13 protein-coding genes are annotated in these 22,014 nt (G+C 70.3%); 7 read left to right on the top strand and 6 right to left on the bottom strand.

Annotation, left to right across the window (positions count from 1 at the left end; translation table 11 throughout):
• Window positions 1-76 precede the first annotated feature (76 nt).
• The gene (gene dxs / locus OHT77_RS11250; RefSeq protein ID WP_328828106.1) at window positions 77-2,005 is read left to right on the top strand and encodes a 1-deoxy-D-xylulose-5-phosphate synthase; all 1,929 of its coding nucleotides are present in this window, start codon (window positions 77-79) and stop codon (window positions 2,003-2,005) included.
• A 148-nt stretch (window positions 2,006-2,153) separates the two neighbouring features.
• Entirely contained in the window at window positions 2,154-3,677 is a 1,524-nt protein-coding gene (locus tag OHT77_RS11245; RefSeq protein ID WP_328828104.1) for an amino acid permease, read from the top strand.
• A 1,031-nt stretch (window positions 3,678-4,708) separates the two neighbouring features.
• On the opposite strand, the gene OHT77_RS11240 is transcribed toward OHT77_RS11245, so the two are convergent.
• Complete coding sequence (locus tag OHT77_RS11240) at window positions 4,709-5,080, bottom strand: NTP pyrophosphohydrolase (protein WP_328828102.1); 372 nt, start codon at window positions 5,078-5,080, stop codon at window positions 4,709-4,711.
• A gap of 67 nt (window positions 5,081-5,147) precedes the next feature.
• Here OHT77_RS11240 and OHT77_RS11235 point away from each other — a divergent pair, with 67 nt between their 5' ends.
• A complete protein-coding gene (locus OHT77_RS11235; protein ID WP_328828101.1) occupies window positions 5,148-6,167 on the top strand; it encodes a hypothetical protein in 1,020 nt (339 codons plus the stop codon).
• A gap of 119 nt (window positions 6,168-6,286) precedes the next feature.
• Window positions 6,287-7,402: a hypothetical protein gene (locus OHT77_RS11230; RefSeq protein ID WP_328828099.1), complete on the top strand. Its 1,116-nt coding sequence runs from the start codon at window positions 6,287-6,289 to the stop codon at window positions 7,400-7,402.
• Window positions 7,403-7,499: 97 nt separating this feature from the next.
• Here OHT77_RS11230 and OHT77_RS11225 read toward each other — a convergent pair whose 3' ends face one another.
• Entirely contained in the window at window positions 7,500-8,585 is a 1,086-nt protein-coding gene (locus OHT77_RS11225; RefSeq protein WP_328828098.1) for an LCP family protein, read from the bottom strand.
• Window positions 8,586-8,991: 406 nt separating this feature from the next.
• Between OHT77_RS11225 and OHT77_RS11220 the strand changes: the two genes are divergently transcribed.
• A complete protein-coding gene (locus OHT77_RS11220; protein WP_328828097.1) occupies window positions 8,992-12,861 on the top strand; it encodes a bifunctional glycosyltransferase/CDP-glycerol:glycerophosphate glycerophosphotransferase in 3,870 nt (1,289 codons plus the stop codon).
• Window positions 12,862-12,898: 37 nt separating this feature from the next.
• Here OHT77_RS11220 and OHT77_RS11215 read toward each other — a convergent pair whose 3' ends face one another.
• Window positions 12,899-13,810, bottom strand: a complete 912-nt coding sequence (locus tag OHT77_RS11215) for an endonuclease/exonuclease/phosphatase family protein (protein ID WP_328828095.1) — start codon at window positions 13,808-13,810, stop codon at window positions 12,899-12,901.
• Between the two features lie 79 nt (window positions 13,811-13,889).
• On the opposite strand from OHT77_RS11215, the gene OHT77_RS11210 reads away from it, so the two are divergent.
• A complete protein-coding gene (locus OHT77_RS11210) occupies window positions 13,890-15,488 on the top strand; it encodes a hypothetical protein (RefSeq protein ID WP_328828094.1) in 1,599 nt (532 codons plus the stop codon).
• A 32-nt stretch (window positions 15,489-15,520) separates the two neighbouring features.
• Window positions 15,521-17,038 (top strand): hypothetical protein, encoded by a 1,518-nt coding sequence (locus tag OHT77_RS11205; protein ID WP_328828093.1) that lies wholly within the window; start codon window positions 15,521-15,523, stop codon window positions 17,036-17,038.
• A 67-nt stretch (window positions 17,039-17,105) separates the two neighbouring features.
• Here OHT77_RS11205 and OHT77_RS11200 read toward each other — a convergent pair whose 3' ends face one another.
• The 3 genes from OHT77_RS11200 to OHT77_RS11190 form a co-directional block, all read right to left on the bottom strand.
• A complete protein-coding gene (locus tag OHT77_RS11200) occupies window positions 17,106-19,235 on the bottom strand; it encodes a 3-hydroxyacyl-CoA dehydrogenase NAD-binding domain-containing protein (RefSeq protein ID WP_328828092.1) in 2,130 nt (709 codons plus the stop codon).
• Window positions 19,232-20,449: a thiolase family protein gene (locus OHT77_RS11195; RefSeq protein WP_328828090.1), complete on the bottom strand. Its 1,218-nt coding sequence runs from the start codon at window positions 20,447-20,449 to the stop codon at window positions 19,232-19,234. Before OHT77_RS11195 ends, OHT77_RS11200 begins: the two co-directional genes overlap by 4 nt.
• Window positions 20,450-20,725: 276 nt before the next feature.
• Entirely contained in the window at window positions 20,726-22,003 is a 1,278-nt protein-coding gene (locus OHT77_RS11190) for a ribonuclease D (RefSeq protein WP_328828089.1), read from the bottom strand.
• Between the last annotated feature and the right edge of the window lie 11 nt (window positions 22,004-22,014).

Here is a 22,014-nt window from a genome sequence, read left to right as displayed (position 1 = left end):
ACGTCCGCAAAGGCGGAACATTAGACTCGACAAGCCCGGCAACAGCTCGATCAGCTCTACTCGCAAGGAGGCACGGGTGCCGCTGCTGACCCGCATCAGGGGACCGCGCGATCTGGACCGGCTCAGCCTGGAGCAGCTGGACCAGCTGGCCGGGGAGATCAGGACCTTCCTCGTCGACGCCGTCTCCAAGACCGGCGGCCACCTCGGCCCGAACCTCGGTGTGGTCGAGCTGACCATCGCCCTGCACCGCGTCTTCGAGTCCCCGAAGGACCGGGTGCTGTTCGACACCGGCCACCAGTCCTACGTCCACAAGCTGCTCACCGGCCGCCAGGACTTCTCGAAGCTGAAGATGAAGGGCGGCCTGTCCGGCTACCCCTCGCAGGCCGAGTCCGAGCACGACGTCATCGAGAACTCGCACGCCTCGACGGTCCTCGGCTGGGCCGACGGCCTCGCCAAGGCCAACCAGGTCCTCGAGCGCGACGACCACGTGGTCGCGGTCATCGGTGACGGCGCCCTGACCGGCGGCATGGCCTGGGAGGCGCTGAACAACATCGCCGACGCCAAGGACCGCCCCCTCGTCATCGTCGTCAACGACAATGAGCGGTCCTACGCACCGACCATCGGCGGCCTCGCGAACCACCTGGCGACCCTGCGGACCACCGACGGCTACGAGCGCTTCCTGGCCCGCGGCAAGGACCTCCTGGAGCGCACCCCGGTCGTCGGCAGGCCCCTCTACGAGACGCTGCACGGCGCGAAGAAGGGCCTCAAGGACTTCATCGCCCCGCAGGGCATGTTCGAGGACCTCGGCCTCAAGTACGTCGGCCCGATCGACGGCCACGACATCGAGGCGACGGAGTCCGCGCTGGCCCGCGCCAAGCGGTTCGGCGGCCCGGTGATCGTCCACGTCATCACCGAGAAGGGCCGCGGCTACCAGCCCGCCCTACAGGACGAGGCCGACCGCTTCCACGGCATCGGCCCCATCCACCCCGATACCGGCCTCCCGATCAAGGCCTCCGGCGCCGACTGGACCTCCGTCTTCGGCGACGAGATGGTCGCCCTCGGCCAGGAGCGCCAGGACATCGTCGCGATCACCGCCGCGATGCTCCAGCCCGTCGGCCTGAAGAAGTTCGCCGACGCCTTCCCGAACCGCATCTACGACGTCGGCATCGCCGAGCAGCACGGCGCCGTCTCCGCGGCCGGCCTCGCCACCGGCGGACTCCACCCCGTCTTCGCCGTCTACGCCACCTTCCTCAACCGCGCCTTCGACCAGGTGCTGATGGACGTGGCCCTGCACAAGTGCGGGGTGACCTTCGTCCTGGACCGGGCCGGCGTCACCGGCACCGACGGCGCCTCCCACAACGGCATGTGGGACATGTCGATCCTCCAGGTCGTCCCGGGCCTGCGGCTCGCCGCACCGCGCGACGCCGACCAGGTCCGCGCCCAGCTCCGCGAGGCCGTCCAGGTCAAGGACGCGCCGACGGTGGTCCGCTTCTCCAAGGGCGCGGTCGGCCCGGCCGTACCCGCCGTCGGCCGCATCGGCGGCATGGACGTGCTCCGCGCGCCCGGCACCGACGCCCCGGACGTCCTGCTGGTGTCGGTCGGCGCCCTCGCGCCGATGTGCCTGGAGATCGCCACGCTCCTCGACCAGCAGGGCATCACCACCACGGTCATCGACCCGCGCTGGGTCAAACCCGTCGACGAGGCCATGGCCCCGCTCGCCGAGCAGCACCGCGTGGTCGTCACCGTCGAGGACAACTCCCGTGTCGGCGGCGTCGGTTCGTCGATCGCACAGGCACTGCGCGACGCCGGAGTGGACGTTCCGCTGCGCGACTTCGGCATCCCGCCGCGCTTCCTCGACCACGCCTCCCGCGCCGAGGTGATGACGGAGATCGGCCTGACCGCCCCGGACATCGCCCGCCAGGTCACCGGCCTGGTCTCCAAGCTGGACGGCCGCTTCGAACGCCCCACGGCCGAGGTCGACTCGGTGGAGTCCGCCCGCGACTGAGGCACGGTCAGTACCGCCGAACGGGCCGCTTTCACCACTCTTTGCAGTGGTGAAAGCGGCCCGTTCGCGTGAATCCGCTCGCGCCGGGGCATACGAAGTACGCCCCCTCTCGATCATGTCGAGGACGCCAAGCGTGGGAGGTACACCCGTGAGCAGCACACTCTTCCGGACGAAGAGAGTCGAACAGTCCATCCAGGACACCGAGGAACCCGAGCACGCGCTCAAGAAATCCCTCTCGGCCCTGGATCTGACCGTGTTCGGCGTCGGTGTCGTCATCGGCACCGGCATCTTCGTCCTCACCGGCACGGCCGCCAAGAACACCGCCGGCCCCGCGGTGGCCCTGTCCTTCGTCGTCGCCGGCGTCGTCTGTGCCCTCGCGGCGCTCTGCTACGCCGAGTTCGCGTCCACGGTTCCGGTCGCGGGCTCCGCGTACACCTTCTCGTACGCCTCGCTCGGCGAGTTCCCCGCCTGGATCATCGGCTGGGACCTGGTCCTCGAACTCGCCCTGGGGACGGCGGTGGTGGCCGTCGGCTGGTCCGGCTACATCCACTCGCTGCTGGACAACGCGGGCTGGCATCTGCCCGAGGCGCTCAGCGGCCGGGACGGCGCCCACGGCTTCGGCTTCGACATCCTCGCCGCGCTGCTCGTGCTGGTCCTCACCGCGATCCTCGTCCTCGGCATGAAGCTCTCCGCGCGGGTCACCTCGGTCGTCGTCGCCATCAAGGTGGCCGTCGTCCTCGTGGTGATCGTCGCCGGCGCCTTCTTCATCAAGGGCGACAACTACAAGCCGTTCATCCCCAAGTCGCAGGCCGTGGAAGCGGGCGGAAACCTCAAAGCCCCGTTGATCCAGCTGATGTTCGGCTGGGCGCCCTCCAACTTCGGCGTCATGGGCATCTTCACCGCCGCGTCCGTGGTCTTCTTCGCGTTCATCGGCTTCGACGTCGTCGCCACCGCCGCCGAGGAGACCCGCAACCCGAAGCGGGACGTGCCGCGCGGCATCCTCGGGTCGCTGGTCATCTGCACCACGCTGTACGTCGCCGTCGCGATCGTCGTCACCGGTATGCAGAAGTACAGCTCGCTGTCGATCGACGCCCCGCTCGCCGACGCGTTCAAGGCCACCGGGCACCCGTGGTTCGCCGGCCTGATCAGCTTCGGCGCGGCGATCGGCCTGACGACGGTGTGCATGATCCTGCTCCTGGGCCAGGCCCGCGTGTTCTTCGCGATGAGCCGGGACGGACTGCTTCCCCGCTTCTTCTCCCACGTCCACCCGCGCTTCCGCACCCCGTACCGCCCGACCATCCTCCTCGGCGTGATCATCGCGATCGTCTCGGGCTTCACGAGCCTCAGCGAACTCGCCGAACTGGTCAACATCGGCACGCTGTTCGCCTTCATCGTGGTCGCGATCGGCGTCATCATCCTCCGCCGCTCCCGCCCCGACCTCCCCCGCTCCTTCCGCACCCCCCTGGTCCCGGCCCTCCCGATCGTCTCGGTCCTGGCCTCCCTCTGGCTGATGCTCAACCTCCCCGCCGAGACCTGGCTCCGCTTCGCCATCTGGATGGCGATCGGCTTCCTCGTGTACTTCTTCTACGGCCGCACCCACAGCCGCCTGGCCCTGGAACAGGCAGCGGACACGGACAAGTCCACGACCGCGCCCCCTGGAAACGCCTCGTAGGCAGCCCGGTTGGCTTTTACGGCCCTGCAAGTCCCGCTGGAAGGGAGGGACTTGCAGGGCCGTGTGCGTGTGCGTGTGGGTGCGCGTGCGGGCCGGCCGGGGTGTGCCGCCGTCCGCAGGGCCTCGTGAGTCCCGCTCGGCGGGGGAGGCATGCGGGGTCTCTCGTCGGCCGCGCGTCAGCCGCGTACGCTGCCGGGCCTGGCGATCCTGCACGGTCAATTCGGTGGCCCTGTTGCGGAGTTGGTGGGCGGCCGTGTGCCGGGATGCGGAGGCCAGGGCCTGTTGACCGAGGGCGTCGTAAGTCCCGCTCGCCGAGAGGGTTGTGGGGTCTCGTCGCTTGCGCGTCAGCCGCGTATGTTGCGCATCCAGGAGGCCCGCGCGCTCAACTCGGCGCCTGCGTGCCGAAGTTCGTGGGCGACGGTGGGCCGAGACGGGGGCGCCACGGAGCCCGTCGGGCATAGGGTCTCGTAACTCCTGCTCGGCGGGGGAGGCTTGCGGGGGCTCTCATCGGCCGCGCGTCAGCCGCGTACGCTGCCGGGCCTGGCGGTCCTGCGCGATCAATTGGGTGGCCCTGTGCCGGACTTGGTAGGCGGCGGTGTGCCGGGACGTGGAGCCCTGGGGCCTGTTGGCCTAGGGCGTCGTAAGTCCCGCCGCCGGGGGGCTTGTTGGGTCTCATCGCCTGCGCGTCAGCCGTGTATGTTGCGTGGCCCGGCGGCCCGCGCGCTCAACTCGGCGTCCCCGTGCCGAAGTTCGTGGGCGACGGCGGGCCGAGACGGGGGCGCCCCGGAGCCCGTCGGCCATAGAGCCTCGTAAGTCCCGCTCGGCGGGGGAGGCTTGCGGGGTCTCTCATCGGCCGCGAGTCAGCCGCGTACGCTGCCAGGCTCGGCGGTCCGGCACGATCAATTCGGTCGCCTTGTAACGGAGTTGGTGGACGGCGGTGTGCCGGGACGCGGAGCCCCGGTGCCTGTCGGCGTAGGGTCTCGTAAGTCCCGCTCGCCGGGGGAGACCTGCGGGACCTCGTCGCCCGCCCGTCAGCCCCGTACGCTCCGTGGCCCCGTGACCTCCGCGCCCAACTCCGTGACCCTGCGGCGCAGTTCGCGGTCTGCGGTGATGACCAGGCAGGGGCGGCCGGTGGCCTCTGCGACCAGTTCGACCATGCGGTCGTCGCCGCTGGCGGGGGCCGAGTCGACCCGTACGCCGGGGACGGAGGTCACGCCGCGGGCCGCGCCCTCGACGACGAGGACGAGTTCCACGGGGTCCGTGCGGCCCGGCAGGCCGTTGCTCGCGAGGTGGTCGCGGAGGCGCTCGGCGGCACCCTTGCGGTCGCGCCACCAGCCGTCGGGCACCGAGCCGACGACGTTCGCGCCGTCGACGATCACGAGCAGGGGAGTGTCCTCGTCCATGGCGCAAGGGTCGCACGCTGACGGGGGTGCCCCGCGCGGATCCGCCCGCCCCAATTACAGTGAACCGGTGAACGGCGACTGGCTCATACGCGGCCGCGACGGCCGGCTCAGTGTCTATCTGCCCGCGGGCGACGCCGTCCGGTGCCGGGCGGAACGCGGCCCCGGCGGCCTCTGGAGCGCCCCACGCACGGTGGGCGGCGACCAGAAGCTGATCCCGGGACCCCTCGGGATCGGACAGGGCGCGGACGGCTACGCCCATCTCGTGTCCTGGCGCCCCACAGTGGCCGGCGAGTCCGGGCTGGTCCACTCCACCCACTTCAGGCCCCGGCTCGCGGCCCTCGACTGGAACCCGGTCGGCCATCCGAACAAGAAGGGCGACCGCACCGGCGTACCGGCGATCGCGGTCGACGCGGAAGGCCGCGCCCACCTCTTCGTGCGCAACGCGGGCGGCGGGGTCAGCCTCCTGGCCCAGAAGGAGAAGGGCGGCTGGGAGGCCTGGCGCGACCTCAAGGGGAGCGACGTCCACGAGGACCTGGCGGCGGTGACGGGGGAGTCCGGCACGGTCGAGCTGTACGCGTCGGTACCGGGCGCGATCCTGCACTGGCGCCAGCTGGAACCGGGCGCCCAACCGGTGCTGGAGGAGGCGATGGAGGCCCGGGTCCGCCCCGGCACGCTGCGCGCCCTGGCCACCTCCCCGGAGAGCACCACCCTCTTCTACACGGACGACTCCGGCGACCTCTGCGCCTGGCGCCCCGGCACCAAACCGATCACCCTCCTGCCCTCGGCGGGCCCCGGCCCGGTCTCCGCCGTCCGCTGCGAACTCGACGGCTATGACTGCACGTTGCTCGCCCAGCGCTCGGCCAGCGGCCGGGTCGCCTTCGCCGCGTACCCCACGGAACAGGAGTCGGCCGGCGCCTGGTGGACCGAGTCCGGCCCCCAGCTCCCGGCCGACGCCGAGGTCTCCCTCACCCTGGACGAGGACGACCGGGTGGTCGCCGCGACGGTGTCGCCGTCGACCGGCCAAGTCCTCGTCACCCGGCGGAAGGCGGAGGCGGGGCTCGCGCTGGAGGCCTGGCGGGAGGTCTGAGCAGCGGGAACAGCCGGGTCTCCGGAGCCCGGGGACCCGCACACCGCCGACATATGATGAGCGGTGTTTCAGCCAATCCGTACGCATGACGCGTCGGCTTCAGGGGAGAGCGGCAGGCCATGCGGAAGAAGTCGTCAGGTCCCGTCGCCCCTGTCCGTGCGGCCGGGATCGGCGTCCGCGCCCCGGGACCCGCCGCGTCCGGTGCCGCCCACGGCGACTGGCTGACCCTCGGCAGGGACGGCAGGCTCAGCCTCTACGCGCCGACCGACGGCGGGCTGCTGCGCTGGACCGAGAACACCCCGGGCGGAGCCGACTGGACCGGCCCCCATCTCGTGCCCGGGGCCGGGCTCACCCATCTGACGGTGGTCCAGGGCGCCGACTCCTACGTGCACTTCCTCGGCCGCCGGGAGCGCACCGGCGCCGACGGGACGCGCCGGGTGGACGTCGTGCACGCGATCCAGTACCAGACCGGGCTCGCCGTCACCGACTGGCGTTCGCTGGGCAACCCGCACTCCGACCGGGAGCAGGGGCTGCTCCTAGGTCCGCCCGTGGGCGCGGTCGCGGCGGACGGCAGCGTCCACGTCTTCGCCCGGGGCGCACACGGCGGCCTGGTGCTGCGCCGCGAGGCACCGAACGGCAAGTGGCGGGCCTGGGAGGAACTGCAGGGCGTGGGCATCAGCCCGTGGCCCGCGCCGGTCGCCCTCTCCGGTGGGCGGATCGAGGTGTGCGCCGACGCCGAGACCGGGGTGTTCGTCTGGCGGCAGCTCGAAGCGGGCGGCGACTTCACCGGCCCGCGGGGCTTCGCGCTGCGCGCCGCGCCGGGCACCGTCGCCGGGGTGGAAACCGGTCCGGAGCAGGCCACCTTCTTCTGGACCGACGCCGACCACGGCACCGCGGTCTCCTGGCGGGCGGGCGGCTGGCCGACCCCGCTCGGCGGCTCCCCGTCGAAGCGGCCGTACGCGACGCTGCGCACGGTGATCGACGGCTACGACTGTCTCGTCCTCGCCCACCGGGACCCCGACGGCCACGCGGTCTTCGGCGTGGGCGGCGCCGGGGACGAGGGCAACGGCCTGTGGTGGTACGCCCTCACCGAACCCTGCGAGGGCACACCCGCACTGGCCCGGGACGGCCACGGCCGCGTCGTCATGGCGCTGATCCCCCCGGACGGCCCCCCACGAGTGGCCCGCCAGCAGCCCGGCCAGGGACTGACCCTGGGCCCTTGGTCGACCCTCTGACCCGACGGTCCACACCGGGCCCCTGAGGACGGTTCGGGTACCCGGCGCCGAGCTCCCGAGGACGAATCAGCCGCCCCTCCCCGGCCCCCCGTACCGGTCAGCCCCCCGTCGCCGGGGACTTCTTGGCCGACTCGGGGATGGTTGTGTCGCTGCGGACGGCCTTCCAGAGCGTGCTTGCCTGTGGTTCGGCGGCCACGACCCGGTTCGGGTCGACCTTGTCGTAGGCCACCGGGAGCATGATCGTCTCCATGGTGGACGGGTTGACGCCGTTCAGGCTGCGGCCGAACTCCGCGAGCTTGGGGAGCGAGGCGAGCGCGGAGTCGGTGGTGAGCGCGGCCGTGAGCTGGTCGGCGATCTTGTAGGCCTTGACGGGGCTGCCCAGCAGGTCCTGCTTCTGGATCTCGGTGAGCAGGGCCAGCATGAACTTCTGCTGGAGACCTATCCGGCCGAGGTCGCTGCCGTCGCCGATGCCGTGCCGGGTGCGGACGAACTCCAGGGACTGGGTGCCGTTCAGCTTGTGCGTGCCCGCCTTGAGGTCGAGGCCGCTGGAGGTGTCGTGGATGTCCTGGTCGACGGTGACGGTCACGCCGCCTATCGCGTCCACCAGGTCCTTGAAGCCGGCGAAGTCGACCTCGACGTAGTGGTCCATGCGGACCCCGGACATCTGCTCCACCGTCTTCACCACACAGGCCGGACCGACCTGGGAGTAGATGGAGTTGAACATCACGCGCTGTGCCGAGGCGACCGAGGAGCCGTCGGATTTTGTGCACTTCGGCCGGGTCACCAGGGTGTCGCGCGGGATGCTGACCGCCACCGCTTTCTTACGTCCCTCTGGTACGTGCATCACCATCGCGGTGTCCGAACGGGCCCCGGAGACATTGCCGGTGTTCAGCTTCGCGTTGGCCCCGGCGCGTGAGTCGGAGCCCAGGATCAGGATGTTCTGGCCCGAGGTCGGCAGCTTCTCCGGGCGGTCGTCACCGATCGCCTTGTCGATGTCGACGCCCTTGATGTTGCCGTCGATCCCGCTGTAGAGCCAGTAGGCCGTACCGCCCGCCGCCAGCACCAGGACCAGCAACGACAGCAGGATGATGCGCCCCTTGCGTCTCTTGCGCGGCGGGGTGGATCCGCCGTCGCCGCTCGGCTTCCGGGCACGCCGGGGCTCGGTCGTGGCGCTGTGGGACATGGGTGTGCGGTTCCTCTCCTCACGGGCTCCGCTTCCGCGGAGGTGCGGGGCCCGGGTAGGGGGGATTCCGGCCCAACTGAAACAAGCAGTGCAGTGGCAGCACTATAGGCACGCCCATGACCTGGCTTTAAGCCGGGATGTACGGACACCGAGCTCGCGATGAACGCCACATTGCTCGACCTTGACCCATGGTTAGTATCTGTTAAGAATATGTGGATCCTGTGACTCTCGGTGGAGGGGGCTCTGTCCGAGGCCACAGGTGCGGCAGTTGCGTGCCAGCGATGGTGCTGGGGGCGTGCCGAGTCAGGGGGGTGTCCGCCCGGAGTGGGCTTCTCGACCAAGCTCAACGGGCGAATTGTCTCGGTAGGAGTCGGAGTTGGCGGATCATCCGCGTCTCAGTGTTGTCGTGCCCTTTCAGGATGTGGAGAGCTATCTCGCGGAGTGCCTGGAGTCGATCGCGCGTCAGTCGTTCCGCGACTTCGAGGTCATCCTCGTCGACGACGGTTCCACCGACCGCTCGACGGAGATCGTCGCCGAGTTCTGCGCGGCCGACCCGCGCTTCCGGCTGATCCGCCAGGAGTCGCACGGTCCGGGCCACGCCCGGAACACCGGCCTGCGGGCCATGCATCCGCGCGGGGAGTTCGTCGCGTTCGTCGACGGTGACGACGTCATCCCGGAGTACGCCTACGAACTGCTGGTGCGCACCCTGGAGGAGTCCGGCTCGGACTTCGTCTCGGGCAACGTGCAGATGATGAACTCCACCAAGAAGTGGCAGTCCCCGCTGCACAAGACCCCGATGCAGAAGAACCGGCGCGGCACCCACATCACCCGCTTCGACGCGCTCATCTACGACCGCACGGTCTGGAACAAGCTGTTCCGGCGCTCCTTCTGGGACCACCACTTCATCGCGTTCCCCGAAGGCGTCCTCTACGAGGACTCCTGGGTCAACATGTTCGCCCACTTCCGGGCCGCCAAGGTCGACGTCGTCACCGACATCGTCTACTTCTGGCGCCGTCGCGAGGGCGGCGCGGCCCCCTCGATCACCCAGCGCCACACCGAGCTGTCCAACCTCCGCGACCGGGTCGCCGCCGTCCAGTCGGTCAGCCGCTTCCTGGCCGAGCGCCGCTCGCGGCTCTACGAGGAGAGCAAGCGCAAGTACGACCTCGCCTGCCTGAAGTCCGACCTGATGCTGCATCTGAAGGTGCTCCCGGACGCCGACGAGGAGTACCAGCAGGCCTTCATGGGGTGGGCCAACGAATTCCTCGACGAGGCCGACCCCACCATCATCGACGAGCTGCCTGCCGACGCCCGGGTCAAGTGGCTCCTGGTGCGCGAGGGGCGGCTGACCGAGCTGCTGGAGGTCATCCGGTTCGAGCGGCGCGGCGGCCCGATGCCCGTCCAGCGCCGGTTCCGCCGCTATCTCAAGTACCCCTATCTCGGGGACCGGGAGGTCGGCCTCGACAAGAAGGCCTACCGCCTCGACAAGGAGTTCTCGCTGCACGGCTCGCTCGACGCGGCCCGCTGGAGCACCAACGGCCAGCTGCTCAGCCTGAGCGGTTCGGCGTACGTCCGCTTCATCAACGTGCACAAGAAGCACATGTCGGTGAAGGCGATCGCCCTGCGCAACAAGAAGCAGGGGCGGATGGTGCTCACCACGGCGAAGACCACGTACGCGCCGCAGGCCACCGAGCAGTCCAACCAGAATCGTTACTGCTACGACTGGGCGGGCTTCGAGGCGAAGATCGACATCACCCGGCTCAAGCGCAAGGGCCAGTGGGTCGAGGGCACCTGGGACGTGGCCGCCGGAGTGCTCAGCCGCGGCCTGTTCCGCTACCGGGGCATCGACCGCGGCAGCGCCGGATCCGCCGCCAATCCGCCGTACCGCTATGTCGACAAGAACACCCGGGTCCTGCCGGTGTTCCTGCAGGGCAAGCTCAAGCTACGCGTGGAGATCGTGCGCTGCCGGATCACCGGACACCGCGTCAGCGGCGACCACCTGGAGCTGAACGGCGTCTACCTCGGCCCCAAGGTCCCCGAGTGGGGCAAGCTCCGGGTCACCAGCATGGGCGGCACCGGACAGCACGAGGCGTGGGCCCACTTCGGTGCCGGCGGCGACGGCTGGTGCACGTTCACCGCGCGGATCCCGCTGCGCGTCCTCATCCCGGGCCACCGCACCGACGCCCAGGCCGGGGCCGACGTACCCCAGTCCTGGAACATGGGAAGCAACGGCTGGAAGACCACCTTCCACGTCGAGGGCCGCAAGATGACCATCTATCCGGTGGTCGCCGAGGAGACACCCGACGGGCACTACCGCATGCCCGCCGCGCTGCAGACCGGCGAGGGCGACCGCGAGGTCGTCGTGCACCGCAACGGCTCCGGCTACCTCGTGGTCTTCGAGCGCGCGACCCTGCCCATGGCGAGCGACGTCACCTGGGGCGAGGACGGTTCCCTGGAGGTCACGGGCCGCTATCTGGCCGCCGACCGGCTCTCCGAGCGCGAGTACCGCGACGCCCATCTCGTCGTGCGCTCCCGCGCGCACGGAGCGGAGCGCGCCGTACCGCTCCAGTGGGACGGCACCGCGTTCCGCGCCGTCCTGGCACCCGCCGCGATGCGGACCCTGGCCGGCGAGATCCCGCTGGCCGCCGGACGCTGGGACTTCTTCCTGCGCCGCCAGGACCTCTCCTCGGTGGCCCGCGAGGACCGTCTCGAAGACCTCATGGTCAAGATCGAGCAGTCCCTCGTCGAAGCCTTCCCGCAGGACTACGAGGCGAACGAGCGCCGCTACGAACTCCAGGCCGAGGCCTACGACCGTCTCTCCCTCATGGTCCACTCGGCCATGCCGGACGACGCCCGAGGCCCCTACCGCCAGAAGCTGCTGCGCACCAAGGCCTACCCGGCCGCGCGCCGCAAGGACGTACGCCCCGCGATCCTCCTGGACGCCTTCAAGGGCACCCAGTACTCCGACAGCCCCCGCGCCCTGCACGAGGAACTGGTGCGCCGCGGCCTCGACTTGGAGCACCTCTGGGTCGTCCGCGACGACCAGGTCCAGGTGCCCCCGACCGCGACCCCCGTGCGCATGTGGTCGCCGCAGTGGTACGAGGCGCTGGCCACCAGCCGGTACGTCGTCGCCAACAACCACCTGCCCGACTGGTTCGAGAAGCGCGAGGGCCAGACCGTCGTGCAGACCTGGCACGGCACCCCGCTGAAGAAGATCGGCCACGACATCGAGGCCATCCACTTCGCGGACCAGCGCTATCTGGAGCGGGTCGAGAAGGAGGTGCGGAACTGGGACATGCTGGTCTCGCCCAACAGCTTCTCCACCCCGATCCTCCAGCGCGCCTTCGGGTTCCCGGGCGAGATGGTCGAGTCCGGCTACCCGCGCAACGACATCCTGCGCAGGCCCGGCACGGAGGAGCGGGAGCGGGAGATCCGCCGGCGCATGGGCCTGCCCGACGGCAAGCGGGTCGTGATGTACGCGCCGACCTGGCGCGACGACCAGTTCTACGCGCCCGGCAAGTACAAGCTGGACTTCCGCGTCGACCTCGCCGACGCCCGGGCCCGACTGGCCGCCGACCACGTGCTCCTGGTCCGCCGTCACCCCAACGTGGTCGACCCGGTGCCGGGCGCAGGCGACGGCTTCGTCTTCGACGTCTCGGACTACCCGGACATGGCCGACCTGTCCCTGATCACCGACGTGATGATCACCGACTACTCGTCCCTGATGTTCGACTACGTCAACACCGGGCGCCCGATCCTCTTCTTCACCTACGACCTCGACCACTACCGGGACACCCTGCGCGGCTTCTACTTCGACTTCGAGCGCAGCGCGCCCGGCCCGCTGGTGTACTCCTCCGAGGACCTGGTGACCGCGATCCGGGAGATCGACCGGATCCAGGACGCCTACGCCGAGCGCTACCGCTGGTTCCAGCGGGAGTTCTGCGACCTCGACGACGGCCACGCCTCGGCCCGGCTGGCGGACCGGATGCTGGTCGCCGGCGGCGACCTCGCCCCCGAGGAGGCGCACGCGCCCGCCGTCGGTTCCGTGGACACGAGTCACCCGGGTCGCCCGCTCACGCCGATCAGCTGGAACGCCCAGCACTGGTTCACCCCGCAGCGCCACCCGGCGCAGACCGCGCCCACCGTCGACCGGCCGGTGAACGCGCTGCCCGCCCAGCCCGGGCCGGCCGAGACCCTCACCTCGCACGGCACACGGCAGGATCGTTTCACCGAGGAGCCGTCAGCCCCGGGAAGGGTCGCCGAGGACATGGTCGTATGAGACCCGACGACCACGGGCGGCACCGGTGAACCGCGTCTCAGCCGGTGCGCACCCGCAGGAGCAGGGCGTAGTGGTCCGACGTCCCGGTGTCGCGCACCGAGCAGCGGACCCTCGGCAGCCCGGTGAAGAGGTAGTCGAACTTGTGGCCCGACACATGGGTGTCCCGGCCCGCCCGGGAGGACGCGGACGTCTGGTCGCACTCCCGCTGGTCGGTGTAGGGACCGGACGGCCACACCCAGGAGAACGGGTTGCGGGAGCCCGGCGGATTCACGTTGAGGTCACCGCCGTAGACCGTGCGCCGGGCGTCCGCCGCATGGGCCAGCGCCTTCAGCTGGTCGTCGCGGAACTCCCAGGAAGGGTGCGCCGCATCGCTGTGCCGCGGGCTCAAGTGGGCTGTGCACAAACGGAGTTCGTGTGCGGCGACGGTGGCGCACAGGATGCCGCGCCGCACCCCCACGGTGGGCTGCTGCGAGGCCACGGTGGTGACGGCGGACAGGGGATAGGCGGACAGGATCGCGAAACCGGCGGTGCCCGCACCGGGCGTATCGCAGCGGACCGGTGCCGTACGCCCCGCCGCGTCGCGCTCGGAGTACGCCCGGAACGCCGTGTGCCAGGACCCGCCGAGTCCCCGGCGCACCGACTCCAGCTCCGCGCCGCAGGTCTCCTGGAGGAAGATCACCCGGGCCCCCGCCCGGGTGGCGAGCCCGCCCAGCCGCGTCCGCTTCTCCGCCCAGCCGCCCGTGGCGGCGCAGCCCCACTGCCGGACACCGCACATGTTCCAGGTCGCCACGGTCAGCGTCCGGGTCGACGCGGCGGAGCGGTCGGGCCCGTACGCCTGGATCGCCGTCACCGCCGTGGCGAGCCCGAGCAGCGCCACCGCGGCGACGGCGACCCTGCGCCAGGGAATGCCCATGTGCCCGGACCCGGGCGGGGAGGTAGCGGGATGCATCACGACATCATGGCCGACCTCCCGTTCCGGCACCGCACCGGCCCGGACCCGAAGCATCCGATGAGAGAGAAAGCGCACCATGGCTGAGGCACCCGCGAAGGCCCGCAAGGTGATCGGCGGGATCGACGCCTCGGGCCCCCACCCCGTCGAGTACCGGTTCACCCACGCCCGCAGCGGCAACCGGCACCTGATGGTCGTCTTCGCCAACATCTACGCCCCGGACGACTACGGCTGGGCCACCGGCGTCCTCGGCGGCCTGCGCTCCAACATCCTCTGGATCCGCGACCGGTTCGGCGACGGGAACACCTACTACCTGTGCAAGGGAATGGACTTCGGGGTCGAGCAGTCGGTGATCGGACTCATCACCCGCGTGATGAAGTCCCTCGGCCTGACCCCGGACGACGTGACCCTGTGGGGCAGTTCCAAGGGCGGCAGCGCGGCACTCCACTTCGGGCTCAGCTACGGCTTCCGCAACATCGTCGCCAGTGTTCCGCAGCTGCGGATCGGCACCTTCGTACGCGACGTCTATCCCGACACCGGCCGGCACATGCTCGGCGAGGCGATGGCCGACGACGACGTCCGGGTCCTCGACGCGGTCCTGCCCGACCTGCTGGCCTCGGGAGCCAACGGGGACGCCAACCTCTACCTCGTGTCGTCGCCGCAGGACGAGCAGTACCCCACTCAAGTGGAGCCGTTCCTGGGGCTGTTGCAGCGGTTCCCGAACTTCAACCTCATCTTCAGCGAGTCCCCGTTCATCACCGACCACGGCAAGGTCACCCAGCGGAACACGCCCCCGCTGCTGGGCATCGCCTACCTCCTCGTCGAGGGCATCGCCCCGCGCCTGGGGATCACCCGGCACGGCTACGAGGAACCCGACGCCGACCTCTCGGGCATCACGTCCTTCCTGGAGTCGACCGCGGTGGTGCAGGGCTCGTTCGCCGCACCGGTCGTGATCTCGCCCCAGCCGCACGACCTGCTGCCCACGACCGACGCCCGCTTCACCGGCCGGGCCCCCGGCGCGGTACGCGTCAGCATCTGGGAACACGGCAGATACCTGGCGTCCGCCCCCGTCGCCGCCGACGGCACCTGGACCTGGCAGCGGGACCAGCCGTGGAGCGCGGGCGAGCACCTGCTGCGGCTCTTCGCCGTCGATGCCAGCGGCTATCAGTCGGGGCGTACGGAGGCGCGGTTCACGGCGTCGGAACGCCAACCGGAGCGGGCGGAGGCGCAGTTCGCGGCCCCGGGGCAGCAAGCTGAGCTTGCGGAAGCGCAATTCGCCGCCCCGGTTCACCAATCTGCGCATGCCGACGGCCAGTTCATTGCCCCGGAGCCCCAAACCGAGCCCACGCAGGCGCAGTTCAGCACACCTGAACCCGTCATGACCCTGCTGCCCCCGCTGATCCGCACGCCGGAGCCCCACCAGCAACTCCTCGACGTGCAGGTGCGGTTGACCGGGGCCGCCAACGGTGCGACCCAGGTGGGGTTCCGGGAGAACGGGGTGTTCCTGGGGTCCTGCGGGCTCGACCACGACGGCCGCTGGCTGTGGAACGCGGACTGGCGGTGGGCCCAAGGCCCGCACACCGTCGAGGTGTTCGTGGTGAACGCCGTCGGCGACGAGTCCCCGCCCGCCCTTGTCACCTTCGCGGTCATCCCGACCCCGGCCGTCCCCGCCCACTGAACCCCGACACGTCCCAGGAACGGATCACGCCCATGTCCCCAGCACCCGCGAACGGGAGGCAGCTGCTCACCGGCATCGAGGCCGCGGGGGCCTACCCCGTCGAGTACCGCTTCGCCCACGCCCAGAAGGGCAACCGGCATCTGGTCGTCGTCTTCGCCAACTTCTCCGCGCCCGGCGACTACGGCTGGTCCAACGGCGTCTTCGACAAGCTGCGCGCGAACATCCTCTGGATCCGGGACAGCTTCGAGGGCAACCGGAGCTACTACCTGTGCAAGGAGATGGACTTCGGCCTGGAGCAGTCCGTCGTCACCCTCATCTCGAACGTGATGAAGTCCCTCGACCTCACCACGGATTCCGTCACCCTGTGGGGCGGCTCCAAGGGTGGCAGCGCGGCCCTCTACTTCGGCCTGAAGTACGGCTTCCGGAACATCGTCGCCATCGCGCCCCAGTTCTCGATCGGCACGTACGTGAAGAACGTGCACCCCAAAGTCGCCCGCTTCATGCTCGGCGACGGCGTCCCGGAGGAGAACGTACGGATCGTGGACGCGCTCGTCCCCGACCTGGTCCGTTCCGGCGTCAACCGCGCGGCCAACGTCTACCTGGTCTCCTCGCCCCAGGACGACCAGTACCCGACCCAGGTCGAGCCGTTCCTCGGCCTGTTCCAGCACTACGAGAACTTCAACTTCGTCTTCAGCGACTCCCCGCACATCGCGGACCACACGCAGATCGCGGGCCGCAACGTGCCCATGCTGATGGGCATCGCCAACCTCCTGATCGACGGCATCGCCCCACGGCTCGGCTTCGTGGGCAACGGCTTCGAGGAGCCGGACCGCGACAGATCGGCGATCGACTCCTACCTGGCCGCCACGAGCATGGTCCGCGGGGAGGAGTTCCCGCCCCCGACGGTGACGGCACCCGCACCCGGCACGGAGGTCCGCAGGGACGCCGTACGGCTCAGCGGTCATGCCCCCGGGGCGGTGCGGGTGATCGTCTGGGAGCACGGCAAGTACCTCGGCCAGACCGACGTCGACGCCCACGGCACCTGGTCCTGGGAACTCGGCAGATCCTGGAGCAAGGGCGAACACCCGGTGAAGGTCTACGGCGTCGACGCGTCCGGCTTCCAGTCCCAGCGCACCGAGGCCCGCTTCACGGCCGTGGAACCGGGGCCGGGCGCTCCGGCCGGCACCCCGGCCGCGCCCCTGGCCACGATGATCGCGACGGTCGGGCCGAGCACCTCCGCGCCGGTGGTGCTGGAACCGGTGGCCCACGAGCAGGTCCTCGACCCCCGTGTCGTCTTCACCGGCTCGGCCGCCGCCTCCACGCAGGTCGGGTTCCGGGAGAACGGGGTCCTGCTGGGCGGCACGGTCGTCGCCCCGAACGGCGCGTGGTCGTGGGAGTCCGGCTGGCAGTGGGCCGCGGGCCCGCACGTCATCGACGTCTTCTCCGTCGACGCCTCCGGCACGGAGTCCCCGGTGACCACGGTCCCCTTCACGGTCATGCACACCCCGTCCGGCGCGACCCCCGCCGCGTACTACGGCGGAACGTACTGAGGAACCGAGAAAGGGGGCCTCCGCACGATCGCGCGGAGGCCCCCTTTGTCAGTCGCCGGTCGTCACATCACGCCGGAACGCTGGCCAGACCCGGGGCCAGGAACGGCTTGCCGTTCACCCGCTGCGAGACACCCTCGCGGTCCAGGTACGGCGTGATGCCGCCCAGGTGGAAGGGCCAGCCCGCGCCGGTGATCAGGCACAGGTCGATGTCCTGCGCCTCGGCGACGACGCCCTCGTCGAGCATCAGGCCGATCTCCTGCGCCACCGCGTCCAGGACCCGGTCCCGCACCTGCTCCTCGGTCAGCACCGAGTCGCCCTGCTGGAGCAACGCGGCGACCTCGGGGTCGAGTTCTGGCTTCCCGCTGTCGTAGACGTAGAAGCCGCGCTTGCCCGCCTTGACGACGGCCGCGAGGTTCGGGGAGACCGTGAAGCGGTCGGGGAAGGCCCGGTTGAGGGTCTCCGAGACATGCAGCCCGATCGCCGGACCGACCAACTCCAGGAGTACCAGCGGGGACATGGGCAGACCGAGCGGCTCGACGGCCTTCTCGGCGACCGCGACCGGGGTGCCCTCGTCGATGACGTTCTGGATCTCGCCCATGAAGCGGGTGAGGATGCGGTTGACGACGAACGCCGGGGCGTCCTTCACCAACACGGCAGTCTTCTTCAGCTTCTTGGCCACCGCGAACGCGGTCGCGAGCGAGGCGTCGTCCGTCTGCTCGCCGCGCACGATCTCCAACAGGGGGAGAATCGCCACGGGGTTGAAGAAGTGGAAGCCGACGACCCGCTCGGGGTTCTTCAGCTTCGACGCCATCTCGGACACCGAAAGCGAGGAGGTGTTGGTGGCGAGGATCGCGTGCGCCGGGGCGACCGCCTCGACCTCCGCGAACACCTGCTGCTTGACGCCGATCTCCTCGAAGACGGCCTCGATGATGAAGTCGGCGTCGGAGAAGCCCTCGGCCTTGTCCAGCACGCCGGTCACCAGGGCCTTGAGGCGGTTGGCCTTGTCCTGGTTGATACGGCCCTTGCCGAGCAGCTTCTCGATCTCGGCGTGGACGTAGCCCACACCCTTGTCGACACGCTCCTGGTCGATGTCCGTGAGGACGACCGGCACCTCGAGGCGGCGCAGGAACAGCAGGGCGAGCTGCGAGGCCATCAGGCCCGCGCCGACCACGCCGACCTTCGTCACCGGACGCGCCAGGTTCTTGTCGGGCGCACCCGCCGGACGCTTGCCGCGCTTCTGCACGAGGTTGAACGCGTAGATGCCGGCGCGGAGTTCACCGCCCATGATCAGGTCGGCGAGCGCCAGGTCCTCGGCGTCGTAGCCCTGCTGGAGGTCGCCGTTCTTCGCGGCGCCGATGATGTCGAGGGCGCGGTAGGCGGCCGGGGCCGCGCCGTGCACCTTGGAGTCCGCGACGAACCGGCCCTTGGCGACGGCCTGGTCCCAGGCCTCGCCGCGGTCGATCGCCGGACGCTCGACCTTGATGTCGCCCTTGAGGACGTTCGCCGTCCAGATCAGCGACTGCTCCAGGAAGTCGGCGCCCTCGAAGAGCGCGTCCGCGATCCCGAGGTCGAAGACCTGCTGGCCCTTGAGCTGCTTGTTCTGGTTGAGGCTGTTCTCGATGATCACCGAGACGGCCTTCTCCGCGCCGATCAGGTTCGGCAGCAGCGTGCAGCCGCCCCAGCCGGGGACCAGGCCGAGGAAGACCTCGGGCAGCGAGAAGGCCGCGATGTGCTTCGACACCGTGCGGTACTCGCAGTGCAGACCGACCTCGACACCGCCGCCCATGGCCGCGCCGTTGTAGTACGTGAACGTCGGCACCGCGATGTCCGCGAGGCGCTTGAAGACCTCGTGGCCGCCCTTGCCGATGGCGAGGGCGTCGTCGTGGTTCTTGAGCAGCTCGACACCCTTGAGGTCCGCGCCGACGGCGAAGACGAAGGGCTTTCCGGTGATGCCGACACCGACGATCTCGCCGGCCGACGCCTCCTTCTCGACCTGGTCGATGGCGGTGTTGAGGTTCGCCAGCGAGGCCGGGCCGAAGGTGGTCGGCTTGGTGTGGTCGAAGCCGTTGTCCAGCGTGATGAGCGCGAACCGCCCGGCGCCGTACGGCAGTTCGAGGTGGCGGACGTGCGCGGACGTCACGACCTCGTCGGGGAACAGCTCGGCCGCACCCTTCAGAAGCTCGGTGGTGGTGCTCACTTGTCCCCCTCGAAGTGCGGGTTCTCCCAGATGACCGTGGCGCCCATGCCGAAGCCGACGCACATCGTCGTCAGGCCGTAGCGGACGTTCGGCTGCTCCTCGAACTGACGGGCCAGCTGCGTCATCAGGCGTACGCCCGACGAGGCCAGCGGGTGACCGAAGGCGATCGCGCCGCCGTACTGGTTGACGCGCGCGTCGTCGTCCGCGATGCCGTAGTGCTCAAGGAAGGCCAGCACCTGGACGGCGAAGGCCTCGTTGACCTCGAAGAGGCCGATGTCACCGATGCCGAGGCCCGCCTTGGCGAGCGCCTTCTCGGTCGCGGGGATCGGGCCGTAGCCCATGACCTCCGGCTCGACGCCCGCGAAGGCGTACGACACGAGGCGCATCTTGACCGGCAGGTCGTGCTCGCGGGCGAAGTCCTCGCTCGCGATGATCGACGCGGTGGCACCGTCGTTCAGACCGGCCGCGTTGCCCGCGGTGACCCGGCCGTGCACACGGAACGGCGTCTTCAGACCGGCCAGGTTCTCCAGGGTGGTCCCCGGGCGCATCGGCTCGTCGGCGGTCACCAGACCCCAACCCACCTCGCCCACCTGGTCGTTGGTGTTGCGCACCGAGATCGGCACCAGGTCCTGCTGGATCTTGCCGTTGGCGTACGCCTTGGCGGCCTTCTCCTGCGAACGCACCGCGTACTCGTCGGCGCGCTGCTTGGTGATCGTGGGGTAGCGGTCGTGCAGGTTCTCCGCGGTCATGCCCATGAACAGCGCGGAGTCGTCGACCAGCTTCTCGCTCACGAACCGCGGGTTCGGGTCCACGCCCTCGCCCATGGGGTGGCGGCCCATGTGCTCGACACCACCGGCGATGACGGCGTCGTACGCCCCGAAGGCGATGGAGCCCGCGGTGGTCGTGACGGCGGTCAGCGCACCCGCGCACATGCGGTCGATGGAGTAACCGGGCACCGACTGGGGCAGCCCGGCGAGGATGCCCGCGGTCCGGCCCAGGGTCAGGCCCTGGTCACCGATCTGCGTGGTCGCGGCGATGGCGACCTCGTCGATCTGCGCGGGGTCGAGCCCGGGGTTGCGGCGCAGCAGCTCCCGGATCGCCTTCACGACGAGGTCGTCGGCCCGGGTCTCGTGGTAGATGCCCTTCGGGCCCGCCTTGCCGAACGGGGTACGGACGCCGTCTACGAAGACGACGTCCCTGACGGTACGAGGCACGATTGGCTCTCCTCCAGGGTGCGGGATCGGCACTGCTGCGATGCGCTGAGCGCGCGCTCAGTACCCATGCTACTTGCGAGTAACCAAGCTGCCCAGTCCCGGGGCCGGGAGCGGCGAACGTCACACTCGCCCACACCCGGTTCCCTACCCGCACCCCGAGGATCTTGGCCTGATCTCGACGCCCCGGTTCCGCTTCGGAGGCCTTTTTGTCTTCAGGGGCCCGGGGAACTGCGCGACCGGCCATACGAGCCCACACCCGCAAAACGACACAGACCCCTACGGCGCCTTCGCGGTCAAAGCCTCGACCAAAACCGGCGCAACCTGCTCAACCTGCCAAGCCCGAGCCCCGTACCCGGCAAGAGCCGCCCCCACGGACTCCACATCCACACTCTTCGGCGGCTCCCAGCAAACCCGCCGCACGGTATCCGGAGTAATGAGGTTCTCCTGAGGCATGTTCAGCCCCTCGGCCACCGCAGACACAGCAGCCCGCGCCGCGGACAGCCGAGCCGCAGCCTCAGGATCCTTGTCGGCCCAGGCGCGCGGCGGCGGCGGCCCGGTGACCGGCTGCCCGGGCTGTGGCAACGCCGAGTCGGGCAGCGCCTTGGCCCGGTCCACGGCCACCTGCCACTGCTCCAGCTGCCGCCGCCCCATCCGATGCCCGAACCCGTTCAGCGCGGCCAGCGCCTGCACATCGGCGGGAAGGGAGAGCGCGGCCTCCACGATCGCCCCGTCGGACAGCACCTTCCCCGGAGACACATCGCGCCGCTGTGCGATCCGGTCCCGCGTCTGCCACAGCTCGCGCACGACAGCGAGCTGCCGGCGCCGCCGTACCTTGTGCATCCCGGACGTACGACGCCACGGGTCCTTGCGGGGCTCCGCGGGCGGCGCGGACGCGATCGCGTCGAACTCCTGGCGGGCCCAGTCCAGCTTGCCCTGCCGGTCGAGCTCCTTCTCCAGGGCGTCCCGCAGGTCGACGAGGAGCTCGACGTCGAGGGCGGCGTAGCGCAGCCAGGGTTCGGGCAGCGGGCGGGTGGACCAGTCGACGGCGGAGTGGCCCTTCTCCAGGACGAAACCGAGGACGCTCTCGACCATGGCGCCCAGGCCGACCCGCGGGAATCCGGCGAGCCGACCAGCCAGCTCGGTGTCGAAGAGCCGCGTCGGCACCATGCCTATCTCGCGCAGACACGGCAGGTCCTGGGTGGCCGCGTGCAGCACCCACTCGACGCCGGCGACGGCCTCGCCGAGCCCGGACAGGTCGGGGCAGGCGACGGGGTCGATCAGTGCGGTGCCCGCGCCCTCACGGCGCAGCTGCACCAGATAGGCGCGCTGTCCGTAGCGGTAGCCGGACGCGCGCTCGGCGTCGACGGCGAGGGGACCCGTGCCGGCGGCGAAGGCCGCGATCGCCTCGGCGAGGGCCTCCTCGTCGGCGATCACGGGCGGAATGCCCTCTCGGGGCTCGAGCAAAGGGATCGGCGCCGGTTCGACGTCGTCCGGAGGGGCGCCTCCGGTGGTTCGCAGTGAGCTGTCTGCTGCGGTTTCTTGGGCGTCGGTCACCTGTCAAGGGT

Origin of the sequence: Streptomyces sp. NBC_00252 (assembly GCF_036187565.1) — a bacterium.
GTDB lineage: Bacteria > Actinomycetota > Actinomycetes > Streptomycetales > Streptomycetaceae > Streptomyces.
The sequence above is the reverse complement of the archived record's forward strand: the minus strand, read 5'-3'. Positions and strand labels throughout refer to the sequence as shown.

Excerpts from the sequence above, each read along its gene's own strand:
- OHT77_RS11210 (WP_328828094.1), top strand. The coding sequence starts at position 13,890 with ATGGCTGAGGCACCCGCGAAGGCCCGCAAGGTGATCGGCGGGATCGAC.
- OHT77_RS11215 (WP_328828095.1), bottom strand. The coding sequence starts at position 13,810 with ATGCATCCCGCTACCTCCCCGCCCGGGTCCGGGCACATGGGCATTCCC.
- OHT77_RS11205 (WP_328828093.1), top strand. The coding sequence starts at position 15,521 with ATGTCCCCAGCACCCGCGAACGGGAGGCAGCTGCTCACCGGCATCGAG.
- OHT77_RS11240 (WP_328828102.1), bottom strand. The coding sequence starts at position 5,080 with ATGGACGAGGACACTCCCCTGCTCGTGATCGTCGACGGCGCGAACGTC.
- OHT77_RS11230 (WP_328828099.1), top strand. The coding sequence starts at position 6,287 with ATGCGGAAGAAGTCGTCAGGTCCCGTCGCCCCTGTCCGTGCGGCCGGG.
- OHT77_RS11225 (WP_328828098.1), bottom strand. The coding sequence starts at position 8,585 with ATGTCCCACAGCGCCACGACCGAGCCCCGGCGTGCCCGGAAGCCGAGC.